Raw genomic sequence first — 22,322 nt, 5'->3', positions numbered from 1 at the left:
TGTTTTCATTTGGTGAAAAATCACCAAATAATCATTAGATTTGTACTTCTGAAATTCGAAAACTAATATCTATTCACAGTTTTGAGCACCTATCTTACTATTCTCGGCTTTAATTCGGCAATTCCTACAGTGAATTCCGCGCCTACAGCACAGTTTCTGGAAATGGAAGAACGTGCTTTTTTAATTGATTGTGGTGAAGGTACGCAGGTTCAGCTCCGCAAAGCGAAAGCGAGATTTTCTAAGATCAACCATATTTTTATTTCGCACCTTCATGGCGACCACTGTTTTGGGTTGCCCGGACTTATCGCCTCTTTCAGGCTTCTTGGAAGGGAAACACCACTGCATATTTATGGTCCCAAAGGCATAAAGGAAATGCTGGAAACCATCTTCAGAATTACCGAAACACACAAAGGTTTTGAACTTGTATATCATGAGCTTGAAAGCAAAAAATCTGTTAAAATTTTTGAAGACAGCAGGATCGAAGTCTTTACGATTCCACTCAACCACAGGATTTATTGTAACGGTTACCTTTTCCGGGAGAAAGTAAAAGAGCGTCATCTTAACATGAAGGAAATCGCAAAATATCCCGAAATCGAAACCTGCGATTACCATAATTTAAAACTCGGTAAAGATTTTATTTTAAGCGACGGTTATGTTTTAAAAAATGAGGTGTTGACCACAGAACCTTCAAAGTCTGTATCATACGCCTTTTGCAGCGATACACGATATCACGAATCTATTCTGCCCATTATCGAAAATGTAGATGTACTTTATCACGAAGCTACTTTTCTGCATGAACTTAAAGAAATGGCTGATTACACCGGACATACAACTGCGTTGGAAGCTGCAAGAATTGCGAGAAAAGCCAACGTCGGGAAATTAATTCTCGGTCATTTTTCCAACAGATATCACGATTTGAATGTATTTACAGACGAAGCGCGTGAAGTTTTTGCAAATACCTTTCTTCCAAAAGCGCTGGAAGCAGTTAAAATAGGATAAGAATGACTTTTTCAGAATTAAAGAGTTTTCTGGATGAAAAAGCAGATTTTTACAATGCTCCTGAATTCATAGATAACGATCCTGTCCAGATTCCGCACCGTTTTTCTCTAAAACAGGATATCGAAATTGCCGGTTTTTTAACAGCAACCATTTCGTGGGGAAACCGTAAAGCAATCATCAACGATGCAGAGAAAATGCTCGATTTTATGGAGCAAACACCTTATGATTTTATCCGAAACGTTTCTTTGAAAGAACTGCAGACCTTAGAAAACAGAAGTATTCATCGTACATTTAATGGTGAAGATTTTAAAGAATTTATTCTCAATCTTAAGAGGATTTATAACGAAAATGAAAGTCTGGAGCATCTTTTTTTAGTTGAGGAAAACGAAGGAAATTTCTACCATGCGCTCGAACGCTTCAGACAGAATTTTATTGGAAATGTTCAGCACCGCAGTCACAAACATGTGAGTTCAACCTATAAAAATTCTTCCGCAAAAAGGCTGATGATGTTTCTCCGTTGGATGGTAAGAAAAGACAGAAAAGGCGTGGATTTCGGCATTTGGAAAGATATTGATCCCAAAAATTTATCTGTTCCTCTGGATGTGCATACCGGAAATATATCGCGCAAACTCAACCTGATCCAGCGGAAACAAAACGACTGGAAAACGGTGGAAGAACTCGATACGGTATTAAGGAAATTTAATGCGGTTGATCCTGCAAAGTACGATTTCGCGCTTTTTGGTTTGGGTGTTTCAAAGGATTTTTAAGTAAATTTGCTCAAAATTCATGAGATGGGCAGAAAAGAAGAACGCGAAAAGAAAATTCAGTTTCTGGAAAAAGTAACCGATGGCGTGATGTGGTGGATTGGCTCTATTCCTTCGCTTCTCGTACATTCCTTAGTTTTTCTTACTGCATTTTTGCTGCCGGTTTTTGGAATCGTAAGCGTTGATAAAATGCTGCTCGTTTTAACAACCGTTCTTTCTCTGGAAGCTATTTACCTCGCTATTTTCATTCAGATGTCGGTGAACAGAAGTCAGGAACATATTGATGATATCCGCGAAGATATTGAAGAAATTCAGGACGATATCGAAGAAATCAGCGAAGATATTGAGGAGATCAGCGAAGATATTGATGATATTCAGGAAGATATCGAGGACATCGCCGAAGAAGAAGACGATGAGGATCACAACGAACGGGCGAAAAATGTAATGCTGAAAAGCAACGTTTCTTCAAATAAAAACGACATCAAAGCTTTAAAGGAAATGATTGCCAGTCTTCAGTTGCAGCTCGAAAGTCTAAAAAAAGAAGATGAAGCATTAAACAATGGAGAAAAAACGCCTGAGAATTAAGCGTTTTTCCATTCGTTTGTAAATGAAATAAAATCCTGAACAGATAGTTCTTCCGCACGTTTTTCAAGAAAAGGATGATTTTGCAGCGCTTCAGGAATCTCCAGAACTTTCAGCGAATTCGAAAGTTTCTTTCTCCGCTGGTTAAACCCGGCTTTTACAATCTTTTTGAAAAGAACTTCGTTACCCGCCAAACCTTCTTTTGGATTTCTTGTAAGTTTTATAACACCGGATTTTACTTTTGGCGGCGGATTAAAAACGTTTTCGTGAACCGTGAAAAGATATTTTACATCGTAAAGCGCCTGCACCAAAACCGAGAGAATTCCGTAATCTTTAGTGCGCGGAATTGCAGCCGTTCTTTCGGCAACTTCTTTCTGAAACATGCCCACCATTTCCGGAACATCATCATAGAAATCGATTATTTTAAATAAAATCTGTGAAGAAATATTGTAAGGAAAATTCCCGATAACAGCCACCTGATCCTTGAAAACGTCGGTGATATTGATTTTAAGAAAATCTCCGGTAAAATGCTGGTCTTCGAGTTTTGGGTAATGGTTTTTAAGGTAATCGATAGATTCTCGGTCGATCTCAGCAACGAAAATTTCAGCCTTTTTATCCAAAAGATATTTGGTCAGCACGCCCATTCCGGGACCTACTTCCAGTACTTTACTGTAATTTTCCAGACTTAGTGCGTCTACAATATTTTTTGCAATATTTTCGTCGGTAAGGAAATGCTGCCCTAGATGTTTCTTAGCTCTTACGCTCATAAAATCGTTATTCTTAAACTGAATTCCGGTGCTGAAAAGACTTTCTTTATGTTTTTTTTAACACCGATTTTCTTGGATTCTCCGCAAATTACGGAAGTTTTTTTCTATTTTAGCAGAAATTTTTTATTTAATGGCAAAGACAGTTGAGGATTTTAACAAAAGACGCCTGCGCTCCAGCAATATTACCGTTGTCGTGAGTATTGCACTGGTTTTATTTTTGTTGGGATTAATGGGATTGATTTTGATTAACGCTCAGAAATATTCCGATTACATTAAGGAACAGCTTGTGGTAAACGCTTATTTTGATGAAAATTTTGATGTGAAAGATTCTGCAAAAACTGTAAAAAGAGAACAGGAAACTTTTAAAAAAATTCAGGCGTTGGGTCCTGTAAAAAGAGCAACCTATATCACCCGTGAAATGGCTGCTCAGGAAGCGAAAAAGAGTATGGGTATTGAGTCCAGCGCACTTTTTGAAGAAAATATTTTTCCATCCTCTGTGGAAGTTGCGTTAAAACCGGAATATGTAGACCCTGCGAAAATTGATGAAGCCATAAAACAGATTAAAGCAACTCCCGGAATTGTGGATGTGAAGAACAACAGCACACTGATGGTAGAAGTTTATAATAACCTTAACAATATTCTTAAGTGGATTTTAGGATTTTCAATCCTCTTCTTAATTTTGGCGGTAGTTCTTATTAATAATTCCATACGCCTTAAGATTTTCTCTAAGCGTTTCATTATCAAAACAATGCAGCTTGTGGGAGCAAAACGCAGATTTATTTTAAAGCCTTTTATTCTCGAAGCTGTAATTTTAGGTGTTATAGGTGCAGTGCTCGGTTTGGTCGTACTTTTCGGTGCCTGGTATTACTTTATCACCCAAATCGGAACTCCTTTCGCACAGGATAATAATCAACTTGTTATTTTAGTGGCCGGGATTTTCTTATTGGGTGTTCTCATCACCGTTCTAAGTACGATTTTTGCCACCTGGAGATTCCTAAGATCAAATGTTGATGATTTATACTATTCTTAAAAAATGAGTAAAAAAAATAAAAATTTCTCAGCAGAAGCTTTCGGCAAAAAAGAAGCTGATCTTCCACAGGAAAATTCCTTTTATTTCGGTCCGCAAAATTACAAACTCATGCTCATCGGATTAGCGCTGATAGTAGTTGGTTTTTTGCTGATGATGGGAGCTGATGCCAATACGGTGGACGGAAAATACGATCCGAATTCCTGGAACGAGGGAATTTTTTCCATCCGAAGAATCCGTATTGCACCTTTGCTGGTGATCGCGGGTTTTGCAGTTGAGGTGTACGCGATTTTGAAAAGAAACAAATAATATTTACAACAATACATATCAGACTTTGTCAAAGCTTTTTTTGTAGCCTTTGACAAAGTTTTTTAATTAAAAGTTTACCTATTTCATGGATTTAATCAGAGCAATTCTTATTGCAATTATCGAGGGATTAACCGAGTATCTACCGGTTTCCTCAACTGCACACATGATTTTCACCAGTTCAATTTTCGGTATTCAGGAAGATGAATTTGTGAAGATGTTTCAGGTTTCCATTCAGTTTGGAGCCATTCTGGCGGTTGTTTTTCTTTACTGGAAAAAGTTTTTCAATTTCAAGAATATTAATTTCTATTTAAAACTTGCCGTTGCGGTAATACCAGCCTTGGTTTTGGGAAAACTTTTCGATGATAAAATCGAAGCCGTTCTCGGCGATCCGGTTCCCATTGCCATTGTTTTAATTCTTGGCGGAGTTGTTCTTCTTTTCATCGACAAACTCTTCAAAGTACACGTCATTGATGATGAGAAAGATGTTTCATATAAAAGTGCTTTGATTATCGGGTTTTGGCAGTGTCTGGCAATGATGCCGGGAACAAGCCGAAGTGCCGCATCAATCATCGGTGGAATGCAACAGCAGCTTACCCGTAAAGCTGCGGCAGAATTCTCCTTTTTTCTTGCCGTGCCTACGATGCTTGCAGTTTCTGTATATTCAATATTCCTGAAAGACTGGAATCACAAAGGTCTGGAGCAAAAAGGTTACGAAATGATCATGCAGGGCGATAATCTGATGTATTTTCTGGTAGGAAACGTAGTGGCATTTGTGGTTGCGGTTATTGCCATTAAATTTTTCATCGGCGTTTTAACAAAGTATGGTTTCAAACCGTGGGGCTGGTACCGCATCGTTGTAGGAATTGTGTTGCTGATTTATTTTACACAGTTTCAGTAGCATTTTAAACCAGTTTTAGTTATTAAATGACATCAGAAGATTTTCTTGAAGGACAAATCATATTACTCGACAAACCTTTGGATTGGACGAGTTTTCAGGCGGTGAACAAACTCAAGTATAAACTGAAAAACGAATTTAATCTTCCGAAAAAATTCAAAATCGGTCACGCAGGAACTTTAGATCCGCGTGCTACCGGTCTGCTGATTGTGTGTACCGGAAAATTCACCAAGAAAATTCAGGAAATCCAGGATGCACCGAAAGAATATTTAACCGAAATAAAAATCGGTGTGCAAACCGAATCTTACGATACCGAGAAACCCGAAATTCTCCATCAGGATTATTCACATATTACAGAAGATTTTATCCATGAAACACTGAGCAAATTCGTTGGCGAAATCGACCAGAAACCACCGGTTTTTTCAGCAATTAAAATCGACGGAAACCGTGCGTACGATCTTGCCCGAAAAGGAGAGGAGGTAGAAATGAAATCCCGTAAAACAACAATTCATTATCTTAAAGACATCGAAATCGACTTGCCTTTTGTGCGCTTCACCGTGGGCTGTTCGAAAGGTACTTATATCCGAAGTCTGGCCCACGATATTGGTCAGGAATTAGGTGTCGGAGCTTATCTTACCAATTTAAGGAGGACAAAAATCGGTGATTATTCGATTGAACATGCTTCTTCACAATATTTGGAAAATGAATTTAGCTTTAAAGAAAATTTATAGATGAAGAATTTTTATCTTTTGTTTTTAATTTTTCCGTTTCTTAGTTTTGGTCAGGAAAAAGCCGCAAAACTGGGGACTTTCAGTACACTTGAAATCAATATCGGTTTAGACCTGGCACAAATGATACGGGATGGCAGAGCAAAAACCGATTACGAAAAGAGCCAGCTACCGCCTGGTAAATATAATTATGGTTTTACTGCACAGATTGGTGTTCAGCCATTGAATTGGTTTGCCCTTGGAGGTGGTTTACGCTACAGTTATATTGATCCTAATTATCATCTTCTGTATGCGATGGTACAGCCGAAATTTTTCCTTGGCGATCCACGGGATGAGGAATTTTTCTATTTATTTGGAAGCATGGGAACAAAAATCAACCGAACTGCTGCTGATAATGCAGGTTTTGTGGGTATCGGAGCCGGGATGGTTGAACCGTTAAGCAAAAGATTTGGGCATCTGTTCAGTGTCGCTGTAGAAGATCAGATTCTGGATGGTGAGGGCAGTATATTTATCAGTCTGTCCTATGGAATCATTATTTTTAGCAACAAAAATCTTTAAGTTTTGGAAAAAACACGCATCAATAAATATCTTTCTGAAGTTGGATTCTGTTCCCGCCGTGAAGCCGATAAAATGCTGGAGCAGGGAAGGATCACAGTGAACGGCACAATTCCTGAAATCGGAACGAAAGTTTCGGAAGAAGATGAAATTCTTGTCGACGGAATTTCCATCCGGAAGCCTGAAGAAGAACATGTGTACATCGCGCTGAACAAGCCTGTTGGGATTGTCTGTACTACCGATACCAAACGCGAAAGAAATAATATTGTAGAATTCATCAATCATCCGAAAAGGATTTTCCCTATCGGTCGGCTCGATAAACCGAGTGAAGGGCTCATTTTACTGACTTCCGATGGCGATATCGTGAATAAAATCCTCCGCGCGAGAAATAACCACGAAAAAGAATATATCGTTCGGGTAGATAAACCCATTACGCCTCAGTTTCTGCATAAAATGAGAAACGGAATCCCGATTTTGGGAACCGTGACCAATAAATGTGAGGTGGAACAGATCGATACACTCTCCTTCAGAATTATCCTTACTCAGGGATTGAACCGCCAGATCCGAAGAATGTGCGAATATCTGGGTTACGAAGTAAAGAAACTGAAGCGCATAAGAATCATGAACATTAAACTGGATTTACCGGTGGGTAAGTGGCGTGATCTTACCTCAGCTGAGATGAAAGAACTCGAGGATTTACTCGGAGATTCCGAAAAAACGGTGGATTAATATTTTTCCTTTAGATAGAGATAAGCTGTAAGGTATTTGTTCAGTCTTTTCGCATCTTTCTCTGTCAGTGGTTTTGTAAACCTTGTTAAATCCATATTGTCGCGCAGATCATTCAGCTTTACCGCCACAGCAAGCGCAGATTTCTCGGTCTGTTTAATAAATTCTGTATAATCCTGATCGGTCGGATTTTTGGTAAGGCATTCTATCGCAAAAACAATCTCATTCGGAAAACCTTCCTGCAGAAGATAGTCGTAGGTGATTTTTGGGCAGTCTTCAATTACGTCATGCAACACACCCACAATTTTTTCATCATACGTTTTTCCGTAATTCATAACGCGGATGATGTGGCCGATATACGGTGTGTCAACCTTATCCGTTTGTCCGCGATGTGCTTTTTCGGCTATTCTTATGGCTTTGTTTAAAAGTTCTTCTTTGCTCATCATTAGATTTCGATGTTCAGTTTTTCAATTTTCTTTCGGTTTCCTACGACCCATACAATATCATCAACCTGAAGAATTTCAGATGAATCCGGATTCAGGATTCTTTCATCGCCACGCCGTATCGCGATTACCAGACCATCGGTTTTATCGCGGATGCCAGATTCCCGGATGCTAAGACCCTTTTTCGGTGAATGGTGGTTGATGAGAATTTTGCCGAGTTTAATGTGATTAATGTCTTCTTCAACAACAATTTCCTGGCTGTCGAAAACAGGTTTGAAGATCTGGAGCTGGTCATCGGTTGCAATAATTCCCACTTTATCGTAAGGCATCAGCACTTCCGACCGGCCGGGCGTGTGAATAAGCTTTTCGCCTCTTTTAATGTAGCCTATGTTCACTCCGTATTTTTCTCTCCACTGCAGATCCACAAGGGTTTTTCCGATATATTCTGCCAGCGGTTTCACTTCGAGTTCCACAATATGTACATCCCAGGCAGCCAGGTTATTGGTGACTTCAGAATTGCCAGCAAGGCGGGTAATGGCTTCGCTCTGTTGGTTGTCGGACCTGTCATTAAGGTTGGTGATGAATCTTTTTTCAATTCTGTTATAGAATTTGTTGATTCTTTTAGAAAATACAACCATAAGAATGATGGCGACCGGAATCGTAATAAAGAAGGAAATGGTGGTGGAGGCAAACCGGTCCAGGAAAAAGCCCAGAATTCCAATACCTAAGATAATTCTTATAATTTCGATAATAAGCAGCGGTCCGCGGTTATATTTAGTTTTTGTCCAAAGTTCTTTATACGCTACCGAACTTGGTCTTTTTACCATTAAAGCCCACAGGAACGGAAGAATAAAGAGAACCGGAAGTGCGTTCCCAATGATATTTTTAATACCGTTACTTTCCAGATTTTCATTGATGGCCGGAATTATAAAACGGGCGAAGAGGAGATAAATCGCAATGATGATGATACCGTTGATCAAAACGATTCTGCCGTAATTCTTCAGAATAGTCTGCCAGCTGGTTTCAGCCTGAATGTTCTGGGTATTGGTAGAATATTTATTGATTTTGGCAATGTATTTTGGCGGAACCACCTTCACAAGCCAGTTGTAGAAAGGCTCAGACAGTTTGATGAGATAAGGCGTAGTAAACGTAGTTATTGCCGAAACACCTACCGCCACAGGGAACAAGAAATCTGAAATTACCCCCAAAGATAGCCCAAGCGTAGCCACAATAAACGCAAATTCCCCGATCTGAGCCATACTCATTCCCACCTGAACCGACTGTTTCAGCGGCTGCCCCGAAATCAGCGCTCCTAAAGTTGAACTGAAAAGCTTGCCGAATAAGGTGAGCAGCGTAACAGCAAGAATAGGCCATGCATAGGTGATCATTGCATCGTAATCGATCATCATCCCCACCGATACGAAAAACACGGCAGCAAAAAGATCCTTCACCGATTTGAGTGTATGTTCTACTTTTTCAGCCATGGTAGTTTCCGCGATGATGGATCCCATTACAAATGCACCGAGTTCTGCAGAGAAGCCCGCATTTACAGCAATCAGAACCATACCAAGACACAGCCCGATCGATAAAACGAGTAGGATTTCTTCGTCGATTAAGGGTTTTAATTTCTTAAGTAAAGTCGGCAAAAGGAAGATTCCCAGCAGGAACCACAGGATAAGGAAAAACAGCAGCTTAGCCACCGTAAACAGGATTTGTGTACCTTCAAATTCTTTGGTGACAGCAATGGTCGAGAGTAAAACCATGAGGAGAATCACCACAATATCTTCCACCACCAGAACACCAAATACAATTTTTGCGAAGTTTTTCGTCTTTACACCCAATTCGTCGAACGCGCGGATGATAATGGTGGTAGAGGAACTGGCGAGCATACCGCCCAGGAACATACTGTCCATGGTACTCCAGCCGAGCATGCGGCCGGTGTAATAGCCGGCAATGGTGATGAAAATAATCTCCACAAAAGCGGTAATCGATGCCGAACCGCCCACATTCATGAGTTTCTTAAAACTGAATTCGAGACCCAGACTGAAGAGCAGGAAGATGACCCCGATTTCGGCCAGCGTCTTAATATTGGTCATATCAACCACCGAAGGAAAGATTTTGAAATTGGGGCTTACCAGAAAACCAGCAATAATATATCCCAGAACCAGCGGTTGCTTGATTTTTCTAAAAATCAAAACAACAAAAGCTGCTACGATTAATATTAATGCCAGATCCTCAATTAACTTTGGTAAATGTCCCATAATGCGTGTTTCGTGGTTTTTCCCAAAAATAAAGAAATGCTTTAATTATTCAAAGCATTTCTAATTTAATTTCTATTCTTTTTCCTCTTCCACTGTGGCGTCGGGGGCGTTTTTTTTCACGGATTCTATTCCGTTTTCCATTCCCGCGGTCGATTCGTACATTTCACTCGAGCCAATGATCTGGTTGTTGCCGGCTTTCAGGTTGAAGTGGAACTTGCCGCCTGCTGATTCTTTTCTTTCGTACTTCGAGTCGTCGGATGCGTTTTTCTTTACCGATTCTACACCGTTTTCGCAGGCGGCTTTGGTGGAATATCCTTCACTTGCCAAAATGGTCTGTCCGTTTCCGGCTTTCAGATTAAATTGAAATTCGCCGTTTTTCCTTTTTGAAATTACAAATTTGCCCATAGTAAGTATTTTTAAGTTCCTTAAAATTAAGAAAATTATTGATATGCAGGTAACGTTTAACTTTAATTTTCAATGATCTGCTGTCGGATCTTTATTGCCCGTTACCTAGAAAACTTCCCGGTAAAACGTAACCCGAAACTTGCCGAACTGGAAAAAAAAGTGGAGATTTTGAGGGGTTTGTTGAGGAGATAGTGGATTTATAGGTTTCCACGCGAAACGATTGGTGTGGTAGAGGAGGGAAGTATTTTATTTTCTTATTTTTCATTTGATTTTCGAATAAGTTCTTCTACCAATTTTGTTCTTTCTGTTTTTCGTTGCTTTTCAATTTCATCCAACGCATTTAGAACGTATCTCAAGTTTGAATGAGCTGAATTTCCCATTTCAAATTCATAGTGAGTATCAAAGACTTCAGTGTAAATATGAAATATTATATTTTGACAGAGATCGAAAAGTTCTTCTGTTTCATCAAGAGTGATATCATTTACTATTCCTTCATTATTAGAATCCTCATGAGCAAAGATTTTATCTCTCTGTAATTTAATATCATCAATTAACTTTTTTTTAGCAGTAATTCTACTCAATTCGTTATTGAAAAATTCTTGACTAATATTTAGTGATTTATAGTAGCCACCTTTTTTACAATTTTCAAGTATTTTAATAATATTAAATTCTTCTCTTTCAATAAATAATTTTGAAAGTTGAAGAATGATTATTCTCCAGTAGTTAACTTTGGTTAAAGTAAAAAAACTACCCTTAAATTTTAAATCTATTAGATATTCTGAGCAATCATTTACTTTATACAATTCTCTTAACACCAAGTATGATTCCTTACCTAAGAAGAAAATTTTTACAATTTTTTCCAGGTGAGTTTTAAATTGATTTCTTTTTGACATATCGATTGTGCAAACTTGTTACTATCGGAAAGAGGTTTTATCTAAGTGTAAATGTAATAGTTTATCATTCTTATTATTCGCTTACTTTCCGGAGTCTATTCCCAGGGATAATCTTGTATAACCTTTATATCCCCAATTAATCCTTTTTTTGTTTCACTTAGCTCTGTGATTCCTATACATATACTATTAGTATTCAATTTATCAATATGTTTGGTTGAAATTAATTGTGTGACTTGAGAATCATCTTCAAATGCGATATTATTTAAACAATCCAAAATACTTTTTGCTAAATTATCGACATCAACCTCTTTGAATCTCTTTTCTGTTTTTGTAGAAATGCTTATGTAAACCTCTACATGATTTGGTTTATAGATTTTTTTTATTTTTTTATCAGCAAAATGGTCTTTTATAATTTTATCAAGCATTTTTACTGAAACTTTATCGTCCTTCTTATATATAAATTTTCTAATACCAAATCCTCCTCACTTTGTTCATTTTTTAAAACTACATTATCCAACTTCGAAAATTTGTCTTGTTTTGTAGGAACATCATCAATATTAAAATATATCATTAAATAATCAATTTTAGGATTTTTATAAAATATTTCTTCCATTAATATTTAGTTGTGAGAATTGTTTAAAATTTCGATTGACTCTCAAATATACGCAAGTTTATTAGTTATAATATTTACATCAAAAAAAAACGCCCGGGTTTCCCGAGGCGTTTTAAGTGCAGTTTAAAAACTGTGTTTAGTAATGACCTTTCTCTACATAATGCGCTGCGATTTTCTCGGTAAGTGCAATGATGTTCGGCTGGTTGGTGTATTTCGTAAATCTTCGGAGGCCTGAAAGCATCATGCGCTGCTCGTCGCCTTCCGCGAAAGAAATAATTCCTTCTTTGGCCGCTGCGATGATTTTTTCAACGGCTTTGTACAGGTTCAGCTGAGCCATGGCAACTTCCACAGAATCTGCGCTGAAATGTTTCTCTGCTCTTAAAATTGCAGATTCAGCCATATAGATTTGGTTCAGGATTTCTGAAGCGTTTAATAATAAGTGCTGCTGTTTCTCCATTTCCATCATGTATTTCTGAAGCGCAGCTCCGGAAACCATTAAGAATACTTTTTTCAGGTTCGCAATTATGGCTTTTTCTTCGCTTAACAGTTCAGAATAATCGGGCACATCGAAAGACGGAATTCCCATCAGTTCTTTTCCTACTGCCATGGCTGGTTTCAGAAGATCAAGCTGGCCTTTCATGGTTTTCTTGATCAGCATTCCTACCGCAAGAAGACGGTTGATTTCGTTGGTACCTTCGTAGATTCTGCCGATTCTGGAGTCTCTCCACGCTGCTTCCATAGGTGCGTCTGCAGAGAATCCCATACCACCGTAAATCTGAATTCCTTCATCGGCAGTATTCTGCGTTAAATCTGAAACAAAAACTTTAAGGATGGATGCTTCTACCGCAAATTCTTCAACGCCTTTTAGTTCAGCTTCCTGATGGTTCATTCCGCCTGCAACAAGCTCGTCAATTTTATCCTGAACATCTTTCGCGGCACGGTAAGAACCGGCTTCTGAAACGAAAATTCCGGTCGCCATTTCAGCAATTTTTTTTCTGATCGCTCCGAAAGTAGAGATTGCTACACCGAACTGTTTTCTTTCGTTGGCGTATTTTGTTGCGTGAGCTAAGATTCTTCTCTGTCCGTCAAGGTTTGCTGCAGCCAGTTTAATACGGCCAACATTCAGGGAATTTAAAGCGATTTTGAAACCGTTGTTTCTTTCGCCTAAAAGATTTTCCACAGGAACCTTCATGTCGTTGAAGAAAACCTGGCGGGTAGAAGAGGAACGGATGCCGAGTTTGTGCTCTTCTTCGCCGAAAGTTAAACCTTCGGTATCTCTTTCTACGATAAATCCGGTGATGTTTTTGTCGTCATCAATTTTCGCGAAAACGATGAAAATCTCTGCAAAACCTGCATTCGAAATCCACATTTTCTGTCCGTTGATGATGTAGTGTTTGCCGTCTTCGGAAAGTTTGGCTTTGGTTTTCCCCGAGTTTGCGTCTGAACCTGCATCCGGCTCAGTTAAACAGTAAGCGCCAAATTTGGTTCCTGTAGCTAAATCCGGAAGGTATTTATTTTTTTGTTCTTCAGTTCCGTAAAGCAGGATCGGAAGAGTTCCGATTCCTGTGTGGGCACCGTATGCAGTCGCCAATGAACCGTTACCGCCGGAAAGATAATCGCACGCCAACATGGTGGTTACGAAACCCATCCCAAGACCGCCGTACTGTTCAGGCACTGTTACGCCGAGGAAGCCCATTTCGCCTAGCTTGCGCATGGTTTCTTCGGTTAATGCGTAATCTTTGCTTTCGAATCTTTCGTGGTGCGGAACCACTTCTCTGTCGATGAATTCTTTCGCAGAATCGCGCATCATCTTTTGTTCTTCAGACAGCTCTTCAAGCGTGAAGATGTCTTTTGCAGGAGTTTCTGTAATCAGGAAGTCTCCCCCGATAAGTGTTTTTTGTGTTGTATCGCTCATGATTTTGGTTTTTAATTTAAAGTAATTCAAAAATTGAAGCAGCTCCCTGACCTGTTCCTACGCACATGGAAACCATTCCGTATTTGTTGCCGCGTTTTCGCATCTCGTCTAGAAGCTGAACTGTTAATTTGGTTCCTGTACAGCCGAGTGGGTGACCTAATGCGATTGCACCACCGTTAACATTAAGAATATCTGGATTTAGATTTAATTCTTTTTTTATCGCAACGGATTGTGAAGCGAACGCTTCGTTAAGTTCTATCAAATCGATGTCTTTAAGTTCCAGACCTGCCTGTTTCAAAGCTTTTGGGATGGCATAGATTGGTCCCATTCCCATGATTCTCGGTTCTAAACCTGCAGCTGCATAAGCTACTAATCTTGCTTCCGGTTCCAGACCTAGTTCCTTTACCATTTCTTCGGACATTACAATCACGAATGCCGCGCCGTCACTCATCTGGGATGAGTTTCCTGCTGTTACCGAACCTCCGTTTGCGAAAACCGGACGAAGTTTTGCCAAACCTTCAATCGAAGTATCTTTTCTTGGCCCTTCATCAACATTGAAATCGAATTTTTTGGTCTGCATTTTCTGGTTTTCGTCCAGGAAATTATACTCTACAGGGATGGAAACAATCTGGTTTGCGAATTTACCTTCTTCATTGGCTTTTAAAGCTTTCATATGAGATTCGTAAGCAAACTGATCCTGCTCCTCACGGGAGATTTTGTACTGATTGGCCACTTCTTCCGCGGTATAACCCATTCCCCAATAGTAATCAGGGTTTGTTTTTGCGATTTCAGTTTCAGGAACCGGTTTGTAGCCGCCCATTGGGATATAACTCATGGATTCTGTTCCACCTGCAATGATACAGTCGGCCATTCCTGCTTGTATTTTTGCTGATGCAATGGCGATGGCTTCAGAACCTGAGGCACAATAACGGTTTACGGTAACTCCGGGAACTTTGTCGGTATTTAATCCCATTAATGAAATTAAACGGGCAACATTCAGTCCCTGTTCGGCTTCCGGCATTGCGTTCCCTACAATAAGGTCATCAATCCTGTCTTTATCGAGTTGTGGAACAGCAGCCATTAATTTCTCAATAACTGTTGCAGCCAGAACATCTGGTCTTGTAAATCTCAGACTGCCTTTTGGCGCTTTGCCTACGGCGGTTCTGAAACCTTTAATGATATATGCTTGTCTCATTTAGATTATAGATTTTTAGACAAGAGACATTAGACTCTTGCGTTGTTAATTATTTTTTATTTACATTTTCTTTAAACACGTAAATCATTTTTTGAATTTCATCCAATTTGCTTAAGATTGGCTCATTTACCTCTTTAGTGATAAAGTTTAACCGTTCAGAAATTATGAGTTGAGTCTGGAGTTCGTAAGATGAACCAAACGCAATATTTAGAAATTGATTAAACTGAGGGGACGAATCTCTACCAGCTCCTTCAGCAATATTTGATGGAATTGACACAGCAGATCTTTTTATCTGTGATGATAAACCATATCGCTCATCATTAGGCATGTTCGCTACTGCTTCGTAAACTTCAACACATAAATCAATGGAAGCGTTCCAGATTTTTAATTTTCCAATATTATGCATGTTTGTTGAATTTTAATTTTGTGATTCTATCTCTAAGTCTAATATCTCTAAGTCTCCAGTCTAATTCCTCAACGGTTTTCCGTTTTGTAGCATGTACTGAATTCTTTCCAAAGTCTTTCTTTCGCCGCAAAGCTGTAAGAATGTTTCTCTTTCAAGATTCAATAAATATTGTTCTGTGACAACAGTTGGTTCAGAAAGATTTCCTCCGACCAAAACGTTGGCTAATTTGTCGGCAATCAGTTTGTCGTGTGCGGAGATGAATTTTCCGGTCAGCATCTGATCGGTTCCAACGTAGAACATACCCAATGCATCTTTACCTAAAACTTTCACTTTCTGTTCAATCGGTTGCGTGTAACCTTGGTCAGCCATCAGTTTTGCTACTTTTTTAGCTTCAAGAATCTGCGTGTTTTTGTTTACTACTACAATGTCTTTATGGTTTTCTAAAATTCCCATATCGTAAGCTTCGTACGCTGAAGTCGCCACTTTACCCATCGCGATATTCATGAAAGCATCACGAAGACGGTTATTCTTAACATCGTCACTGTGGAATTCTCTTGAAGTTCTTAATGCAAACTCTTTAGTACCACCACCACCAGGAATTACTCCAACGCCGGTTTCAACAAGACCGATGTAAGTTTCAGCTGCTGCAACTACTTTATCAGCGTGCATGGTCATTTCGCAACCACCGCCCAAAGTCATACCGTGCGGAGCAACTACAACAGGAATTGAAGAGTAACGAACTCTCATCATGGATTTCTGGAAGTAAGCAATTGCCATATTCAAATCGTCCCAATCCTGTTCGATCGCCATCATTAGAATCATGGCTAAATTTGCTCCAACAGAGAAATTAGCTCCCTGATTACCAATTACCAAACCGTCGTATTCTTTCTCAGCCAAGTCGATTGCTCTGTTCAGACCATCTAAAACTTCACCGCCTAAGGAATTCATTTTGGAACGGATCTCGAAATTGATAATTCCGTCGCCTAAATCCTGAATGGCAGAACCTGAATTGCTCCAAAGCGTTTTGTTTTTTCTGATATTATCAAGAATGATAAATGCTTCTTGTCCCGGAATATTGCTGTAGTTTCCTGAGTTTTTGTCAAAGAAAATACTCTGCCCTTCGTCATTAACTTTATAGAACGTTTCAACATTTTTAACCCAGTCAGAAACTTCATAACCAGCTTCTTTAGCCAGTTCGATTCCTTTCTGAACACCAACCGCATCCCAAATTTCGAACGGACCGTTTTCCCAGCCGAAACCGGCGCGCATTGCATCGTCGATTTTATATACTTCGTCAGAAATTTCCGGAACTTTATGAGAAACGTACGCAAACAAAGCACCTAAGGATTTTCGGTACAATTCACCTGCTTTGTCTTTTCCGCCAATCAGCACTTTGAAACGGTCGATCGGTTTGTCGATGTTTTTAGTCAGTTCAAGGGTAGGGAAGCTTGATTTACCCTGAAGCTCGTACTCCATGGTATTGAGGTTCAGGCCGTGGATTTCGGATTTTCCTTCTGCATTTTTAACTTTCTTGTAGAAACCCTGCTGAGATTTGGAACCCAACCAGTTATTATCCACCATTTTCTGGATGTATTCCGGAAGTGAAAATACGTTGTTGAAATCATTGGCTTCAACACCGCTTTCGCGGACACCGTTTGCCACGTGAACCAAAGTATCCAAACCAACCACATCTGCAGTTCTGAAGGTTGCAGATTTCGGACGGCCGATTACCGGACCTGTCAGTTTATCGATATCGGTAACATTTAAACCTAACTCTTTTACTTCATGCAAAAGGTTCATCATGGAGAAAACACCGATTCTGTTGGCGATAAATGCAGGTGTGTCTTTTGCTAAAACTGTAGTCTTCCCAAGAAATTTAGCCCCAAAATCCATATAGAATTTAGCGATTTCCGGATCTGTTTCCGGAGTTGGAATCACTTCCAGCAGCGGTAAATATCGCACTGGATTGAAAAAGTGCGTTCCCGCGAAATGTTTCTTGAAATCCTCGCTTCTTCCTTCAATTAAGAAGTGGATGGGAATTCCGGAAGTGTTGGAAGATACCAGTGTTCCGGGTTTTCTGAACTGTTCGATTTTTTCGTAAACTGATTTTTTGATGTCGAGTCTTTCAACCACCACTTCAATAATCCAATCGGTGTTTTTGATTTTTTTAAGATCATCATCGAAGTTTCCTACGGTGATCCGGTCGGCAAATTTCGGGGAGTAGAGTAGTGCCGGGCTTGCTTTCTTCAATTTCTCGAAATTTTCAGCGGCAATCCTGTTTCTTACGGCTTTGTCTTCTTTGGTTAAGCCTTTTTTCTGTTCAGCTTCCGTAAGTTCAAAGGGAACAATATCGAGCAGAAGCACTTCAACACCAATATTGGCAAAGTGTGCTGCAATACCCGAACCCATTATTCCTGAACCAAGAACCGTAACATGTTTGATTCTTCTTTTCATCTCTAAAATTTTAATTATTTTTTATTGATGCAACCTTTTGGTTTTATCCTTTATTTTTATTGTTTAATTCGTTTGCGATTTTCAGAATATCCTGCATTACTTCCTTGAAAATTTCCATTTTCTCTGAAGAAATTTTTTCAACTACTTTTTTATTGAAATTCATCACCACTTCTTTTGAAAGGTTTCTGCTGTTCAGCCCTTTATCGGTTAGTTTGATGATGACCTCTCTTTTATCGGTTGGAGTTTTTTCTTTGTAGATATAGCCGTTATCTTCTAAAAGTTTGATGATTCTGGTTAAAGAAGTAGGCTCTATAGCCATTTTAGGTCCAAGATTTGTGCTTCGGGTTCCTTCTTTTGGATCGATTTTTAAAAGTGTAAGTGCCTGAACAGCAGTAGCATCGTGATCCTGTGCAAATTCAGAGTACATTTTTGAAACTGCGAGCCAGGTAGACTTTAAAATCAGGTCAATATTTTCAACTCTTTCAATATTTTTTTGTTCCATTGTGTTATAAGTTGTGATTTAGACAAATATAACAAAAAATACTATGCATGCATAGTATTTTCGCCTGTTTCTGTAATTGATTGTAAATCAGTTTAATAATTAATATGAAAAGCATAATACTATGCATGCATAGTAATTTAAACAGATGCTGTAAATATCGAATTATCCGATGTTTGCAATTAAATCTGATACTTCGTTAAAGGAAAAGCATTTTTGTTGAAAATTGTCACCGGAAATCAACCAAAATCCATCTTTAAATTCAAATTTTATAGATGAAAGGTTTTTTGAAGTGTTTTTTTGGAGAAAAGAATAGAGCATTTCTTTCTGTAAAATAGGTGCAATGATTTGTGGCGGGACAAAACTGTCGGTAAAATGAAAAATTTTGGGATTCAGTAATTCGTCATGTTTTAATAAAATATCTTCCGTAATTCCGGCATCCAGTGTTTCTTCGTTTATAAGCCAGATCCGGTCAGCAAATTCTTTTGCTAAGCGCCAGTCGTGCGACGAAAACAGGATAAGTTTATTCCGTGTTTTGGCTAGTTTCCGGAGTAATTTCAGAATGACGATTTTATTTTCCTCATCCAAATGTGTGGTTGGCTCATCGAGAATAATCATCGGTGAATTTTGCGCCAAAGCCCTTCCAATAAAAGCTTTTTGAAGATTTCCGTCCGAGAGTTTCTGCAGAGGAAAATGTCGGTATTGGTTTAGATGTAAACTTTCGATGATTTCGTCAACTTCATTCTGATCCTGGGCATTCAGTTCGAAATAATAAGGATAATGTATATATTTTCCCAAAGAGACAAGGTCTGTAAGCGTATAGTTTGCAGGAATCTGCGATTTGGAAAAAACCACTGCGACGCGTTCGGCGATTTCTTTATTGCTGAGGGTTTTTATGTTTTTTCCGTCAAGTAAAATATCCCCCGAAATTAGAGATGTTTGATTTAAAATGCTTTTAATTAAAGTGGTTTTCCCAACACCGTTGTTTCCGATGAGTAGACAGATTTCGCCTAAATCCAAATCGGTTTCAATTCCTCTTATTAAAGGTGTTTTGTATCCGACTGCTGTATTTTTAAGCTCCAGAAACATTTTAAGCAATTTTTTTATTCTTCATCATCATTGCCAGAATTACCGGAATTCCGAAAAGTGAAGTAATTACATTTAGTGGAAACTGTGTAGTTTCGGAAATAACAGAGAAAAATTCCATGATGAAAATTCCTAAAATCATGTTCAGAATCCACTGTTGCCAAAGTTTTGCAGGATTATAAATAATTCTGCAGAAATGCGGAACTACAATACCGATAAAGAGAATAGGTCCTAAAAATGCCGTTACAGAAGCCGATAGTATAGAAGAGGCTACAATAACGAAAAGTTTCAGTTGATTAAGATTTACACCCAGGCTTTGTGCGTAAGCTGCTCCCAGAGAGTTTCCGATGAGAGGCTTTATTGATTTAAAGCTCAAAAATATTCCAATCAAAACAATTATTGTCAACACCCAAACCTGATTTGTAGAAACCTGATTGTTCGCACCGAAACTCCAGAGAATATAATTTTTCAGACTCTGGTTTTCTGCATAAAACTGCAGAATCGAAACAATTGCGCCCGCCAAAGCCGATACCAGAAATCCAAAAATAATCAGGAAAGATTTATCCTGAAATCTGTTTGAAAATGCCAGTAAAATAAGCATCAGGATCAAGCTTCCGCCAATTGCCGAAATGCTCAGGAAGCTGTTCTGTAAAACTTCGGGAAGTACGAGATTCTGTGCAAAAAAAATGTAAAAAGCAACACTTAAACTCGCCACCGAAGTAATTCCCAAAACCGAAGGCCCGGCCAATGGATTCTGAAAATATTCCTGTAAAAGAAAACCAGAAGTGGGAATTGAAATTCCTGCCAAAGCCATCGCCAAAACCCTGTTGATCCTTAGCTGCGCGATTTGAGAATTATCCGTATCCGAAACAAAAAAATCGGCAAAATTCAGTTTCATAAAACCAATATTCAGGTTTACAGCAACCGAAATCATAATTCCGACCGTGATGAAAAAGGCAATGATCTTGAATTTTTTGGACATTATACTAAGCCCTGAAGCTTTTAACCTTCGAATTATTTAAATGAATTAATCTTTTCGTCCAACATTTCTTTGCTCATCATTCCTATGGTTTCGTCGGTTTTATCGCCTTTTCTCATGAACGTAAAAGGAATTGAGCCACCGTCCCACTGTTTGAAGTTTTTAGGAAAAAATTCAGGCGTAAGTTTTTGTCCGTCAACCAGAACAATATGTTTTGAGAGGTTGTTTTCTTCAGCAAAAGCCTTTACTTTGGTTTCCCAGTCTTCTTTCGGATCCAAACCTACAAAAGTAAATTTCACCGGCTGCGATTCCATTTCTTTTATTTTTTCTTTAAAATGCGGCATCTCGCGCATGCACGGTCCGCACCAAGTTGCGAAAAAGTTGGTAACATATAAAGTGTCGTTATCTTTTTTGGCAAGGATTTCCGAAGTTTCTTGGGGGCTTAATTCGATCTGTTTGAAAGGAATAATGGCTTCAGAAATCTCATTGGATTCCGGAACAGTGACAGAATCACCAGTCGTACTTTCAGTATTTTCAGTGATTATACTTTCTTTTTTACATGCAGTGACTGCAACCAGAATCATCGCGCTCAGAAGGAGTTTTTTCATTTTATTTTTATTATTTTTGAAGGATATTTGATATGGAAAAACGATTACCCAAAGCGAAGCAAGGAGAATTTCACCGGCTAAAATTAACGAAAAAGCAGCAACTTACCAAAAACACATTTGCACTGGAGTTTGAAATTCCGGAAGCTTTAAAATTAAATTATGAGTTTGAAGCCGGCCAATATGTAACGATAAGATACCCTTCAAAACGAGGGGTTTTTCAGAACGATTTTTCAATGACGTCCGCGCCGTATGAGGAGAAGATTGCGCTTGGTATAAAGATCAATAACGAAGAAAGTTCCACAAAAGATTTAATCAATGACTTCGAAGTTGGTGATGAAGTAGAAATTTCTGAACCGAAAGGAAGATTTACGCTGGTTTCAAAACCTCACGAATTTCGCACAATTATTGGTTTTGCGGGCGGAATTGGGATTACTCCGCTGCTCAGTCATTTTAAAAATATTCTTCATAAAGAACCAAGAACCAGACTTTTTATGTTTTACGGCAACCGCAAATCTGAAGAAATTGCTTTTAAAAATGAATTGGACAGTTTAGCGAAAAAATATGCCGACCGGCTTCAGATTTTCTATTTCTTTTCGCAGGAACCAACGTCAGATAACTTATTTCACGGGCGTTTAGATGAGAGAAAACTAAAATTAATCATCAACCAGATTCTTCATTTGGATGATACCGATGAAGAAAACACCATTTGGGATGCGGTGGATGAAGTGTTGATTTGTGGAAAAGGTGAGATGATAAAATCACTGGCAAATGCCTGCTACAATAGCGGAATTCCCAAAAAAAATATTCATTTCGAACTTTTCGAAGAATATAATGAAGATATTTATCCCGTAGAAAAAGATTTTCCGCGTGTGGAGAATATTGAAGTTGATTTTAAACTGTTCAACAAAAATTATTCAACAACGTTAAAGAACAATGAAGTAAAACTCCTGCAGCAACTTTTAATCCAGGGGTTTCCTGTGCCTTATTCCTGTAAATCAGGCATTTGTGGCAGCTGCGAGTGTGTGCTGGAAGAAGGTGAAGTTGAACTTCTTGAAAACGAATATTTAACAGAAAAAGAAGAAGCCTCAGGAAAAATCCTTGCCTGCATGTCGGTAATGCTAAGTAAGAAAATAAAAGTTAATTTTGATCTTGTTTAAGTAAGGTTTGAAAAGAATTTTAAACATATTAAAATCTTTTTTTACGCTGGTAGAAA

The 22,322-nt window shown here is 38.7% G+C and carries 25 protein-coding genes; 10 read left to right on the top strand and 15 right to left on the bottom strand.

Annotation, left to right across the window (positions count from 1 at the left end):
• The first annotated feature begins 81 nt into the window (after nt 1–81).
• Genes OK344_RS10350 through OK344_RS10340 form a run of 3 tightly spaced genes read left to right on the top strand, consistent with a single transcriptional unit; the run spans nt 82 to nt 2,348 of the window.
• Nucleotides 82–999 carry a ribonuclease Z gene (locus OK344_RS10350; RefSeq protein WP_265144716.1) on the top strand — a complete coding sequence of 306 codons (918 nt, stop codon included), beginning with the start codon at nt 82–84 and terminating at the stop codon, nt 997–999.
• A 2-nt stretch (nt 1,000–1,001) separates the two neighbouring features.
• Complete coding sequence (locus OK344_RS10345) at nt 1,002–1,766, top strand: TIGR02757 family protein (RefSeq protein WP_265144715.1); 765 nt, start codon at nt 1,002–1,004, stop codon at nt 1,764–1,766.
• A gap of 24 nt (nt 1,767–1,790) precedes the next feature.
• Complete coding sequence (locus OK344_RS10340) at nt 1,791–2,348, top strand: DUF1003 domain-containing protein (RefSeq protein ID WP_265144714.1); 558 nt, start codon at nt 1,791–1,793, stop codon at nt 2,346–2,348.
• On the opposite strand, the gene rsmA is transcribed toward OK344_RS10340, so the two are convergent.
• A complete protein-coding gene (gene rsmA, locus OK344_RS10335; RefSeq protein ID WP_265144713.1) occupies nt 2,345–3,112 on the bottom strand; it encodes a 16S rRNA (adenine(1518)-N(6)/adenine(1519)-N(6))-dimethyltransferase RsmA in 768 nt (255 codons plus the stop codon). The genes OK344_RS10340 and rsmA overlap by 4 nt on opposite strands.
• 130 nt (nt 3,113–3,242) lie before the next feature.
• On the opposite strand from rsmA, the gene OK344_RS10330 reads away from it, so the two are divergent.
• From OK344_RS10330 to rluF, 6 genes are all read left to right on the top strand, one after another.
• Entirely contained in the window at nt 3,243–4,142 is a 900-nt protein-coding gene (locus OK344_RS10330) for a cell division protein FtsX (RefSeq protein WP_265144712.1), read from the top strand.
• 3 nt (nt 4,143–4,145) lie between these two features.
• Nucleotides 4,146–4,448 (top strand): DUF3098 domain-containing protein, encoded by a 303-nt coding sequence (locus OK344_RS10325; RefSeq protein ID WP_088468909.1) that lies wholly within the window; start codon nt 4,146–4,148, stop codon nt 4,446–4,448.
• Between the two features lie 85 nt (nt 4,449–4,533).
• Nucleotides 4,534–5,346 (top strand): undecaprenyl-diphosphate phosphatase, encoded by an 813-nt coding sequence (locus tag OK344_RS10320; protein WP_088468910.1) that lies wholly within the window; start codon nt 4,534–4,536, stop codon nt 5,344–5,346.
• 26 nt (nt 5,347–5,372) lie between these two features.
• Nucleotides 5,373–6,074 carry a tRNA pseudouridine(55) synthase TruB gene (truB, locus tag OK344_RS10315; protein WP_265144711.1) on the top strand — a complete coding sequence of 234 codons (702 nt, stop codon included), beginning with the start codon at nt 5,373–5,375 and terminating at the stop codon, nt 6,072–6,074.
• On the top strand, nt 6,075–6,629 hold the full coding sequence (locus tag OK344_RS10310) for a hypothetical protein (RefSeq protein ID WP_265144710.1): 555 nt from the start codon (nt 6,075–6,077) through the stop codon (nt 6,627–6,629).
• 3 nt (nt 6,630–6,632) lie between these two features.
• Nucleotides 6,633–7,355: a 23S rRNA pseudouridine(2604) synthase RluF gene (rluF, locus tag OK344_RS10305; protein WP_265144709.1), complete on the top strand. Its 723-nt coding sequence runs from the start codon at nt 6,633–6,635 to the stop codon at nt 7,353–7,355.
• Here rluF and OK344_RS10300 read toward each other — a convergent pair.
• The 14 genes from OK344_RS10300 to OK344_RS10235 all read right to left on the bottom strand — a co-directional run bounded on the left by OK344_RS10300 (nt 7,352) and on the right by OK344_RS10235 (nt 21,109).
• Nucleotides 7,352–7,795, bottom strand: coding sequence for a phosphohydrolase (locus OK344_RS10300; protein ID WP_265144872.1), 444 nt, complete (start codon nt 7,793–7,795; stop codon nt 7,352–7,354). The genes rluF and OK344_RS10300 overlap by 4 nt on opposite strands.
• Before the next feature lie 2 nt (nt 7,796–7,797).
• Nucleotides 7,798–10,056 (bottom strand): monovalent cation:proton antiporter family protein, encoded by a 2,259-nt coding sequence (locus tag OK344_RS10295; RefSeq protein WP_265144708.1) that lies wholly within the window; start codon nt 10,054–10,056, stop codon nt 7,798–7,800.
• Nucleotides 10,057–10,128: 72 nt separating this feature from the next.
• Nucleotides 10,129–10,461, bottom strand: coding sequence for a YegP family protein (locus OK344_RS10290; RefSeq protein WP_265144707.1), 333 nt, complete (start codon nt 10,459–10,461; stop codon nt 10,129–10,131).
• A gap of 254 nt (nt 10,462–10,715) precedes the next feature.
• Nucleotides 10,716–11,354, bottom strand: coding sequence for an AbiU2 domain-containing protein (locus OK344_RS10285; protein WP_265144706.1), 639 nt, complete (start codon nt 11,352–11,354; stop codon nt 10,716–10,718).
• A gap of 95 nt (nt 11,355–11,449) precedes the next feature.
• Nucleotides 11,450–11,779 carry a RusA family crossover junction endodeoxyribonuclease gene (locus OK344_RS10280; RefSeq protein WP_265144705.1) on the bottom strand — a complete coding sequence of 110 codons (330 nt, stop codon included), beginning with the start codon at nt 11,777–11,779 and terminating at the stop codon, nt 11,450–11,452.
• A 2-nt stretch (nt 11,780–11,781) separates the two neighbouring features.
• Nucleotides 11,782–11,967 carry a hypothetical protein gene (locus OK344_RS10275; protein ID WP_265144704.1) on the bottom strand — a complete coding sequence of 62 codons (186 nt, stop codon included), beginning with the start codon at nt 11,965–11,967 and terminating at the stop codon, nt 11,782–11,784.
• A 136-nt stretch (nt 11,968–12,103) separates the two neighbouring features.
• Nucleotides 12,104–13,882, bottom strand: coding sequence for an acyl-CoA dehydrogenase FadE (locus tag OK344_RS10270; RefSeq protein ID WP_088468917.1), 1,779 nt, complete (start codon nt 13,880–13,882; stop codon nt 12,104–12,106).
• Nucleotides 13,883–13,898: 16 nt separating this feature from the next.
• On the bottom strand, nt 13,899–15,077 hold the full coding sequence (locus tag OK344_RS10265; RefSeq protein ID WP_265144703.1) for a thiolase family protein: 1,179 nt from the start codon (nt 15,075–15,077) through the stop codon (nt 13,899–13,901).
• A gap of 49 nt (nt 15,078–15,126) precedes the next feature.
• Nucleotides 15,127–15,483, bottom strand: a complete 357-nt coding sequence (locus tag OK344_RS10260) for a four helix bundle protein (RefSeq protein ID WP_265144702.1) — start codon at nt 15,481–15,483, stop codon at nt 15,127–15,129.
• Nucleotides 15,484–15,543: 60 nt separating this feature from the next.
• On the bottom strand, nt 15,544–17,937 hold the full coding sequence (locus tag OK344_RS10255) for a 3-hydroxyacyl-CoA dehydrogenase/enoyl-CoA hydratase family protein (RefSeq protein ID WP_265144701.1): 2,394 nt from the start codon (nt 17,935–17,937) through the stop codon (nt 15,544–15,546).
• 43 nt (nt 17,938–17,980) lie between these two features.
• On the bottom strand, nt 17,981–18,439 hold the full coding sequence (locus tag OK344_RS10250) for a MarR family winged helix-turn-helix transcriptional regulator (RefSeq protein ID WP_265144700.1): 459 nt from the start codon (nt 18,437–18,439) through the stop codon (nt 17,981–17,983).
• Between the two features lie 162 nt (nt 18,440–18,601).
• A complete protein-coding gene (locus tag OK344_RS10245) occupies nt 18,602–19,525 on the bottom strand; it encodes an ABC transporter ATP-binding protein (protein WP_265144699.1) in 924 nt (307 codons plus the stop codon).
• Between the two features lies 1 nt (nt 19,526).
• Entirely contained in the window at nt 19,527–20,504 is a 978-nt protein-coding gene (locus tag OK344_RS10240; protein ID WP_265144698.1) for an iron chelate uptake ABC transporter family permease subunit, read from the bottom strand.
• 32 nt (nt 20,505–20,536) lie between these two features.
• Nucleotides 20,537–21,109, bottom strand: a complete 573-nt coding sequence (locus OK344_RS10235; protein ID WP_265144697.1) for a TlpA family protein disulfide reductase — start codon at nt 21,107–21,109, stop codon at nt 20,537–20,539.
• Nucleotides 21,110–21,141: 32 nt separating this feature from the next.
• Between OK344_RS10235 and OK344_RS10230 the strand changes: the two genes are divergently transcribed.
• Nucleotides 21,142–22,266, top strand: coding sequence for a 2Fe-2S iron-sulfur cluster-binding protein (locus OK344_RS10230; protein ID WP_265144696.1), 1,125 nt, complete (start codon nt 21,142–21,144; stop codon nt 22,264–22,266).
• The last annotated feature ends 56 nt before the right edge of the window (nt 22,267–22,322 follow it).

Source organism: Kaistella yananensis (assembly GCF_026107505.2).
GTDB lineage: Bacteria > Bacteroidota > Bacteroidia > Flavobacteriales > Weeksellaceae > Kaistella > Kaistella yananensis.
This window is presented reverse-complemented; position numbering and strand designations above follow the sequence as displayed.

What these genes read in the sequence shown, in the direction of transcription:
- OK344_RS10345 (WP_265144715.1), top strand. Translation starts at nt 1,002, where the DNA reads ATGACTTTTTCAGAATTAAAGAGTTTTCTGGATGAAAAAGCAGATTTT.
- OK344_RS10340 (WP_265144714.1), top strand. Translation starts at nt 1,791, where the DNA reads ATGGGCAGAAAAGAAGAACGCGAAAAGAAAATTCAGTTTCTGGAAAAA.
- rsmA (WP_265144713.1), bottom strand. Translation starts at nt 3,112, where the DNA reads ATGAGCGTAAGAGCTAAGAAACATCTAGGGCAGCATTTCCTTACCGAC.
- OK344_RS10330 (WP_265144712.1), top strand. Translation starts at nt 3,243, where the DNA reads ATGGCAAAGACAGTTGAGGATTTTAACAAAAGACGCCTGCGCTCCAGC.
- OK344_RS10325 (WP_088468909.1), top strand. Translation starts at nt 4,146, where the DNA reads ATGAGTAAAAAAAATAAAAATTTCTCAGCAGAAGCTTTCGGCAAAAAA.
- OK344_RS10320 (WP_088468910.1), top strand. Translation starts at nt 4,534, where the DNA reads ATGGATTTAATCAGAGCAATTCTTATTGCAATTATCGAGGGATTAACC.
- truB (WP_265144711.1), top strand. Translation starts at nt 5,373, where the DNA reads ATGACATCAGAAGATTTTCTTGAAGGACAAATCATATTACTCGACAAA.
- OK344_RS10310 (WP_265144710.1), top strand. Translation starts at nt 6,075, where the DNA reads ATGAAGAATTTTTATCTTTTGTTTTTAATTTTTCCGTTTCTTAGTTTT.
- OK344_RS10300 (WP_265144872.1), bottom strand. Translation starts at nt 7,795, where the DNA reads ATGAGCAAAGAAGAACTTTTAAACAAAGCCATAAGAATAGCCGAAAAA.
- OK344_RS10295 (WP_265144708.1), bottom strand. Translation starts at nt 10,056, where the DNA reads ATGGGACATTTACCAAAGTTAATTGAGGATCTGGCATTAATATTAATC.
- OK344_RS10290 (WP_265144707.1), bottom strand. Translation starts at nt 10,461, where the DNA reads ATGGGCAAATTTGTAATTTCAAAAAGGAAAAACGGCGAATTTCAATTT.
- OK344_RS10285 (WP_265144706.1), bottom strand. Translation starts at nt 11,354, where the DNA reads ATGTCAAAAAGAAATCAATTTAAAACTCACCTGGAAAAAATTGTAAAA.
- OK344_RS10280 (WP_265144705.1), bottom strand. Translation starts at nt 11,779, where the DNA reads ATGCTTGATAAAATTATAAAAGACCATTTTGCTGATAAAAAAATAAAA.
- OK344_RS10275 (WP_265144704.1), bottom strand. Translation starts at nt 11,967, where the DNA reads ATGGAAGAAATATTTTATAAAAATCCTAAAATTGATTATTTAATGATA.
- OK344_RS10270 (WP_088468917.1), bottom strand. Translation starts at nt 13,882, where the DNA reads ATGAGCGATACAACACAAAAAACACTTATCGGGGGAGACTTCCTGATT.
- OK344_RS10265 (WP_265144703.1), bottom strand. Translation starts at nt 15,077, where the DNA reads ATGAGACAAGCATATATCATTAAAGGTTTCAGAACCGCCGTAGGCAAA.
- OK344_RS10260 (WP_265144702.1), bottom strand. Translation starts at nt 15,483, where the DNA reads ATGCATAATATTGGAAAATTAAAAATCTGGAACGCTTCCATTGATTTA.
- OK344_RS10255 (WP_265144701.1), bottom strand. Translation starts at nt 17,937, where the DNA reads ATGAAAAGAAGAATCAAACATGTTACGGTTCTTGGTTCAGGAATAATG.
- OK344_RS10250 (WP_265144700.1), bottom strand. Translation starts at nt 18,439, where the DNA reads ATGGAACAAAAAAATATTGAAAGAGTTGAAAATATTGACCTGATTTTA.
- OK344_RS10245 (WP_265144699.1), bottom strand. Translation starts at nt 19,525, where the DNA reads ATGTTTCTGGAGCTTAAAAATACAGCAGTCGGATACAAAACACCTTTA.
- OK344_RS10240 (WP_265144698.1), bottom strand. Translation starts at nt 20,504, where the DNA reads ATGTCCAAAAAATTCAAGATCATTGCCTTTTTCATCACGGTCGGAATT.
- OK344_RS10235 (WP_265144697.1), bottom strand. Translation starts at nt 21,109, where the DNA reads ATGAAAAAACTCCTTCTGAGCGCGATGATTCTGGTTGCAGTCACTGCA.
- OK344_RS10230 (WP_265144696.1), top strand. Translation starts at nt 21,142, where the DNA reads ATGGAAAAACGATTACCCAAAGCGAAGCAAGGAGAATTTCACCGGCTA.